6 protein-coding genes are annotated in these 6,168 nt (G+C 66.2%); 1 reads left to right on the plus strand and 5 read right to left on the minus strand.

Annotated features, from left to right (window positions below; all coding sequences use genetic code 11):
- Nucleotides 1-195: tyrosine-type recombinase/integrase (locus tag F8S13_27475; GenBank protein KAB8139589.1), on the plus strand; the 195-nt coding region annotated here is incomplete at its 5' end.
- 175 nt (nucleotides 196-370) lie between these two features.
- On the opposite strand, the gene F8S13_27480 is transcribed toward F8S13_27475, so the two are convergent.
- The 5 genes from F8S13_27480 to F8S13_27500 form a co-directional block, all read right to left on the minus strand.
- Entirely contained in the window at nucleotides 371-655 is a 285-nt protein-coding gene (locus F8S13_27480) for a hypothetical protein (protein ID KAB8139590.1), read from the minus strand.
- 75 nt (nucleotides 656-730) lie between these two features.
- On the minus strand, nucleotides 731-1,696 hold the full coding sequence (locus tag F8S13_27485) for a glycosidase (protein KAB8139591.1): 966 nt from the start codon (nucleotides 1,694-1,696) through the stop codon (nucleotides 731-733).
- Entirely contained in the window at nucleotides 1,689-2,735 is a 1,047-nt protein-coding gene (locus F8S13_27490) for a glycosyltransferase family 4 protein (protein ID KAB8139594.1), read from the minus strand. The genes F8S13_27485 and F8S13_27490 overlap by 8 nt, the downstream gene beginning before the upstream one ends.
- A gap of 23 nt (nucleotides 2,736-2,758) precedes the next feature.
- A complete protein-coding gene (locus F8S13_27495) occupies nucleotides 2,759-5,104 on the minus strand; it encodes a glycosyltransferase (GenBank protein KAB8139592.1) in 2,346 nt (781 codons plus the stop codon).
- A gap of 65 nt (nucleotides 5,105-5,169) precedes the next feature.
- Nucleotides 5,170-6,168: a hypothetical protein gene (locus F8S13_27500; protein ID KAB8139593.1), complete on the minus strand. Its 999-nt coding sequence runs from the start codon at nucleotides 6,166-6,168 to the stop codon at nucleotides 5,170-5,172.

Below are 6,168 nucleotides of genomic sequence, written 5' to 3' on the forward strand. Positions count from 1 at the left end.
GCCAGCCACGCGCGGCTCAACGCGGTGCATCCCCATGATCTCCGGCATCGCTTTGGCTACCAGATGGCCGCCCGCGTGCCGCTCCACCGCCTCGCGCAGATCATGGGCCACGACTCGCTCGACACCACCCTGCTCTATGTCCGTGGCACCGCCCATGATCTGCAGGCTGATGTGGAGACCATTGCTTGGGCGTGACGTTGGGCATCAAGCGCTGCATTGGCAGGCGATAGTGTGGTGATCACAAATCGGCTCGGTACGCTCGGCTAGGCGCTGGGCCAACGCTCACCGATCCGCTGGGTCTTCTGCTCGGCGGCGATCAACCACGTGATGCCGCCATCAGCTCCTACCGAGTGCATCGCGTAGTCCCTTCCTAGACGTCGTAGATCCGACCGTATTCTGGGACAAGCGGCGCGTCGGGATGCCAGCCGCGGTAGATTGTCCACGGCCACTCGATGCGCCGCGCTGGCCCTGCGCAGTCCAGATAGGCGCAGAGCGTAATCGCGAGTGGGCCGGGGTGGCGCACATCCGAATCAAAGGTGATCGTGCGGGCTGCGCCCGTGAGATAGGCGCGATGGCAGCGGCTGCACCACGACCAGGGCGGTGAGAAGGTTGCAAGCGTGCCGCGCTGGCCAGGATCGTTGGGAAGAGAGGTCATTGTTCACTCGTTTCGCACCCAGTAGCACGCGGGTAAACACGCGCTGCTCGGATGCCTCAACACAACCACTGGAATTTACTCGCGTTCCTGCGTTGGCGTGCGCCCATTGGCATCCAGCCAAGCCAGCAGGCGGCTTATCCGGCTGGTCGCAAGCGCAATGCAGCTATCGGCCCCGCCATAGTACATATTGAGACGATCACCATCGTCGCCGACCGTCACGCCGCAGGGAAACACCACGTTGCCCACATCGCCGCTGCGCTCGTAGGGGGTCTCCGGGCCGAACACCCACGTGTCGCCGCGCGAGAGGCAGCGCTCAGGCGTCTCGCGGTCGAAGAGTGCTAGCCCGAGGCGATAGAGGCATCCTGCAGGGGTCATGCGCACGCCGTGGTAGATCACCAGCCAGCCCTGTGGCGTCTCGATGGGCTGCGGCGACAGGCCGATTTTATTGGCATCCCACCAGGCCCCATGCCGCGCCGCCAGGATGCGCTTGTGGCTGCCCCAGTGGCGTAGGTCGGTGGAGTAGGAGATCCAGATGTGCGCGGCGTGCGGCTCGACCGGGCGATGGATGAGCGCCCAGGCGTCGCCGATCCGGTGCGGCAGCAGTGCGGCGTCCTTGTTCTCGGGCTGCATGATCACGCCGTAGCGCTCGAAGTGCTGGAAGTCCTGGGTGAGCGCCAGCGAGACGCCCGGCCCGCCGTGCGAGTAGGAGGTGTAGACCACCGCGTAGCGCTCCAGCTCGGGCACATAGGTGATACGGGGGTCTTCGATCCCCCAGATCTCCTCCGGCCAGCCCTCAGGGTCGGGGAGCATGCTGGGCTGCGGGTCGATTTGCCAGCCATTGACCCCATTGGCTGAGCGCGCCGCGCACAGGTGCGAGTGCCCGCGCCGATCCTCGACGCGGCAGAGCAGCAGGGTGGTGCCATCGTGCAGGCGGGTCGCGCCGGGGTTGAACACCGTGTGCATTGGGTACGGCCAGTCGGATGGGGTGAGGATCGGGTTGTCGTGATAGCGCTCAAACAGAGACTCGTAGTGTTCAGGCATGGCTATGCTTTCTGCTCAATGGGTCGCGGCGAGTCGAAAGGATCGACTGGTAGACGTTGATGTAGCCCTCGACCATCTGCTCGCGGCTGAAGCGCGCCGCCACATGGGCGCGGATCTGGGTTGGGTCGAGCTGCCCCAACATGCTCAGCGCGTCCACGGCGGCGTCCTCATCCTCCACGATGAAGCCGGTGCGGCCATGCCCCACCACCTCGGGGACCGAGCCGCGGCGGTAGGCGATCACCGGGGTGCCGCAGGCCATCGCCTCGATCATGCTCAGGCCAAACGGCTCCTCAAAATCGATCAGGTGCAGGAGCGCGGTGGCCCGTCCCAGGAGGGTATTGCGCTCCGATGGCCCGACCGGACCGATATAGCGGATCTGGTCGTTATCAATATGCGGCGCGATCTGCCGCGCATAGTAGTCCCGATCCTGCACGATCCCGGCCAGGATCAGGCGCTGCCCTGACCGTTTGGCGACGCGTATGGCCTCGGCAGCCCCTTTGTCCGGGTGGATGCGCCCGAAGAACAGGAGGTACTCGCGCGCGCCGTGCCGCAGGGTGAAATCGTCCATCGGGATACCGTGGTACACCGTGGCGCAATAGCTGAGCGAGGGGTCGCGATCCGCGTCACTGATCGACACATAGTGGGTGCCCTGGTTATAGCGCTGGTAGACGGGCACGATCTTCTCGGATGAAAAGCCGTGGATGGTGGTCAACACCGGCGTGGTTACCAACGCGCTGTAGGAGAGCGGCAGGAAGTCGAAGTGGTTATGGATGAGATCAAACTCCGCGGCGCGCTCGAAGGCGGCGGCGATATGCAGGCACTCCCAGACCTTTGGGTCAAGCGACGCATCCTCGGCGTAGGGGCGCGGGCAGATCGCCGCCAGCTGCCCGCTGGTGTGCGAGTCGGCGGTGGCGAAGAGCGTGACATCCACGCCGCGCGCCACCAGCCCCTCGGTGAGCACCGATACGACCTGCTCCCACGGGCCGTAGTGGCGCGGCGGAACGCGCCAAGCGATCGGGGCCAGCATGGCGACCCGCAGTGGGGCCGTGTGGGTTGGAAGCGTCATCGGCTTTTCCGCCCGTCGGGCTTCGGCGTCGGCGCGCGGAAGACCGGAACCGGGATGGCCGTCGGCATCGTGGGTCGCATCCCATCATGGTGCGCGGCGTCCAGCCGCATCTCGGTCAGCGCCAGCAGGAAGGCCAGGGTTGATTCCGCGCCCTGGTTCTGGTTCACGCGGTCGCACTCCAGCCCATCGTGGCAGCCGCCGGTGCGCTCATCGTAGAGCGGCAGCCCCAGATCGTTGTGGCCAAGAAACCACTCGAAGGCGCGGCACGCCGTATCGTGCCAGTATTCATCCGCCGTGATCTGGTAGGCCGCCAGCGACGCCATCACCATCGCGTGGGCCTCGATCGGCTGCTGGTCAAAGCGAGCCGGGGCCGCACCAGAGGGGTAGAAGCCATGGCAGCCAATCGGGGTAAAGTGCCCATCCTCGGCGTGCTGCACCGATGCGAGCCAGCGCAGCGACTCCAGGCCGGACGCCCGCATGTCGGCGCGCTCAAGCGAGACGCCGCTGATCAGCAGGGCGTGGGGCAGCACGGCGTTATCGTAGGTGAGCGTGTCGCCATACCACGGCCACTCCTCGCGGTACTGCTCCTGGTAGCGGTCCAGCAGCCGCTCGGCCAGCACAGTCTGCACCTGACGCGCGGTGCGGTCGCCCCGGAAGCGTGTCAGGTAGGCAGTAATCCCCAGCAGCGCGAAGGCCCACGGGCGCGGGTGCTCGAAGGCCAGTAGCGCCGGGAGCGCCTGCGCGAAGAGCTGGGCTGCCGCGCCGCGCAGCGTTGGTGCGCGCGACTGCCCGAGCACCGTGCCCAGCGCCCACACAGCCCGCGCATGGCTATCCTCCGAGCCGTGGGCATCCAGCCAGCGTCGGTCATAGCCCAGGAAATTGTGGAATCGCCCCGTCTCTGGGCTGAAGGCGTGCCACAGGAAGGCCATGTAGCGCGTTGCGAGCGCCTCGGTGTCTGGTTCGTCTGGGTGCGACTCGATCAAGGTCGTGAGGATTAAGGCCCGCGCATTGTCGTCGGTGGTGTAGCCCTCGCGGTACAGCGGTGCGGTGAAGACCGCATGCTGTACCAGGCCGGTGTCATCGGTCATGTGTCGAAGGTGGCCGAGGTGGAGCGGCGGCAGGCGCTGTGCGCTGGCGACCATAGGGGTCTGCTGCTGGAGCGCGTGGGTGCTGGCGTGGTGCTCGCCCCGCGCGCGTCGGAGCGTCTCGATGTAGCGCTCCGCAACGGTCGGCCAGATCATCTCGCGTCCGCGCAGATAGGCCCGCTTGCGCATGGCGTCCCGCTCGCCATCATCGGCCAGCAGCGCGTTCACCTGGGTGGCAATCGCGCCGGGGTCGCGGAAGGGCACCAGCACGCCCCGGCCATCGGCCAGCATCTCCTGGGCATACCAGTAGGGCGTCGAGATGATCGCCTTGCCCGCACCAAGGGTGTAGGCCAGCGTGCCCGAGACGATCTGCGCCTCGCTGAGGTAGGGTGTGATGTAGATATCCGCCGCCCCGATATAGGTCACCAGCTCGTCCAGGTTGACAAACTGATCTTGAAACACCACATGGTCGGCGACGCCACGCTCGCGGGCCAGATCGCGCAGCGAGTCGCGGTACTGCTCGCCCTCGCGCTGGCGCACGTGGGGGTGGGTCAGCCCCAGCACGATGTAGACAACATTCGGGTGCTGCCGCAGGATGTCGGGGATCGCCTCGATCACATACTCGATGCCTTTGTTGCGCGAGAGTAGGCCGAAGGTCAGCATCACCGTTTTGCCCTCGGCCTGGAGGTGATCCTTGTTGAAGCTAGAGTCGAGAAAGGGGATGTCGGGGATGCCATGCGGGATATGGTCGATTTTCTCCGCCGAGACGCCGTAGATCTCGCGCAGGAAGATCGCGCCCTGCTCGCTCATCACCACCAGGCGGTCGGAGAGCCGCACCAGCTCGATCAGCACCTTGCGCTGCTGGGGCGTTGGGTCGCGCAGGATGGTGTGGAGGGTGGTGACGATCGGCACGCGCAGATCGCACAGCAGCGCGAGCAGGTGGCTGCCCGCCGCGCCGCCGAAGATGCCGTACTCGTGCTGCACCAGCACCAGGTCGACCCCGGCCATGTTGATATGCTCGGCGGCCTGGTGGTAGTCGCCCAGCGTCTCCTGATCCAGTGTGAACCGCACCTGCGGTGGGTAGTCGTAGCCCTCAGGCCGGTCGTTCATGGCCAGCTGCATGATCTCAATCGATGGGAAGGCGGCGGTGATGGCGGCGCACAGGTCGGTGGTGTAGGTGGCGATCCCGCAGGTGCGGGGCAGGGCGTTTCCAAGCACGGCGATCTTCTGAAGCCGAGGGGGAAGGGGTATGTTCATACGATCCTTTATGAAGTGGGCTTTCCCACCTCTGTGTTCTTGCGGCCTGATCGTTGGGCGGTTGGCTAATCGTCGATCAGGTTGATCGGGCCAAACCCAGAGGTGCCGGTGATCAGCACATCCATGGTCAGCAGCAGCCCCGTGATCGACACGGCGTTCTGCACCGCACTGCGGGTCACCTTCACCGGGTCGATCACGCCCATGGCCTGGAGGTCGCCAAACGCGCCGGTCAGCACATTGTAGCCATAGCTGACATCGCTGGTATCGCGGTGGTGGCGGCGCACCGCATCGACCACCACCGCACCGCTCTGCCCGGCGTTGGCCGCCAGCTGGCGCATCGGCTCGGCGAGCGCGTGGCGCAGCATCGCCACCCCGAGCCGCACATCGCCCTCGTCGCCCAGTCCATCCAGCGCGTCGACCGCGTGCAGCAGGGCCAGCCCGCCGCCGGGGACAATGCCCTGCTCAATCGCCGCTCGGGCCGTGGCCAGCGCATCCTCAAGCCGCTGGGTGCGCTCCTTCAGCTCTGGCTCGGTGGTGGCCCCCACGCGGATGACCGCCACGCACCCGCCCAGCCTAGCGAGGCGTAGGGCCAGCGCGGCCCGCATGGCGTCGCTGGTTGTTGCGGCCATCTGCGCCCGGATCTGCGCGCTGTGGAGCGTGATCTGCTTGGGGTCGCCCGCGCCCTGAGTGATGCTGGTCGCCGCCTTGCCGACGCAGATCCGTTGGGCACGGCCAAGATCCTCCACCGTGGCGCTCTCAAGGGTTCGTCCGGTATCCTGGGAGATGAGCGTCCCGCCAGTGAGCACGGCCAGATCTTCTAGCAGCTCGCGTCGCCGCTCGCCATCCCCCGGGATCTTGATGACCACAGGGGCGAACACGCCGCGGATCTTATTGAGCACAAGCGCATTCAGAATCTCGTCAGAGAGATTGCCCACCACCAGCACGACCTGCCTGCCCCGCTGCACGGCTTTCCCGATCAGTGGTATGAGCGTATGGATATCGGTGATGGCGGCATCGGTGATCAGGAACTGCGGGTCATCCAGCACGGCCTCGCGCCGCGCCAT

It is taken from the genome of Chloroflexia bacterium SDU3-3 (assembly GCA_009268125.1).
GTDB lineage: Bacteria > Chloroflexota > Chloroflexia > Chloroflexales > Roseiflexaceae > SDU3-3.

Coding starts and splice junctions, on each gene's coding strand:
- F8S13_27500 (KAB8139593.1), bottom strand. CDS start 6,168: ATGGCGCGGCGCGAGGCCGTGCTGGATGACCCGCAGTTCCTGATCACC.
- F8S13_27480 (KAB8139590.1), bottom strand. CDS start 655: ATGACCTCTCTTCCCAACGATCCTGGCCAGCGCGGCACGCTTGCAACC.
- F8S13_27495 (KAB8139592.1), bottom strand. CDS start 5,104: ATGAACATACCCCTTCCCCCTCGGCTTCAGAAGATCGCCGTGCTTGGA.
- F8S13_27485 (KAB8139591.1), bottom strand. CDS start 1,696: ATGCCTGAACACTACGAGTCTCTGTTTGAGCGCTATCACGACAACCCG.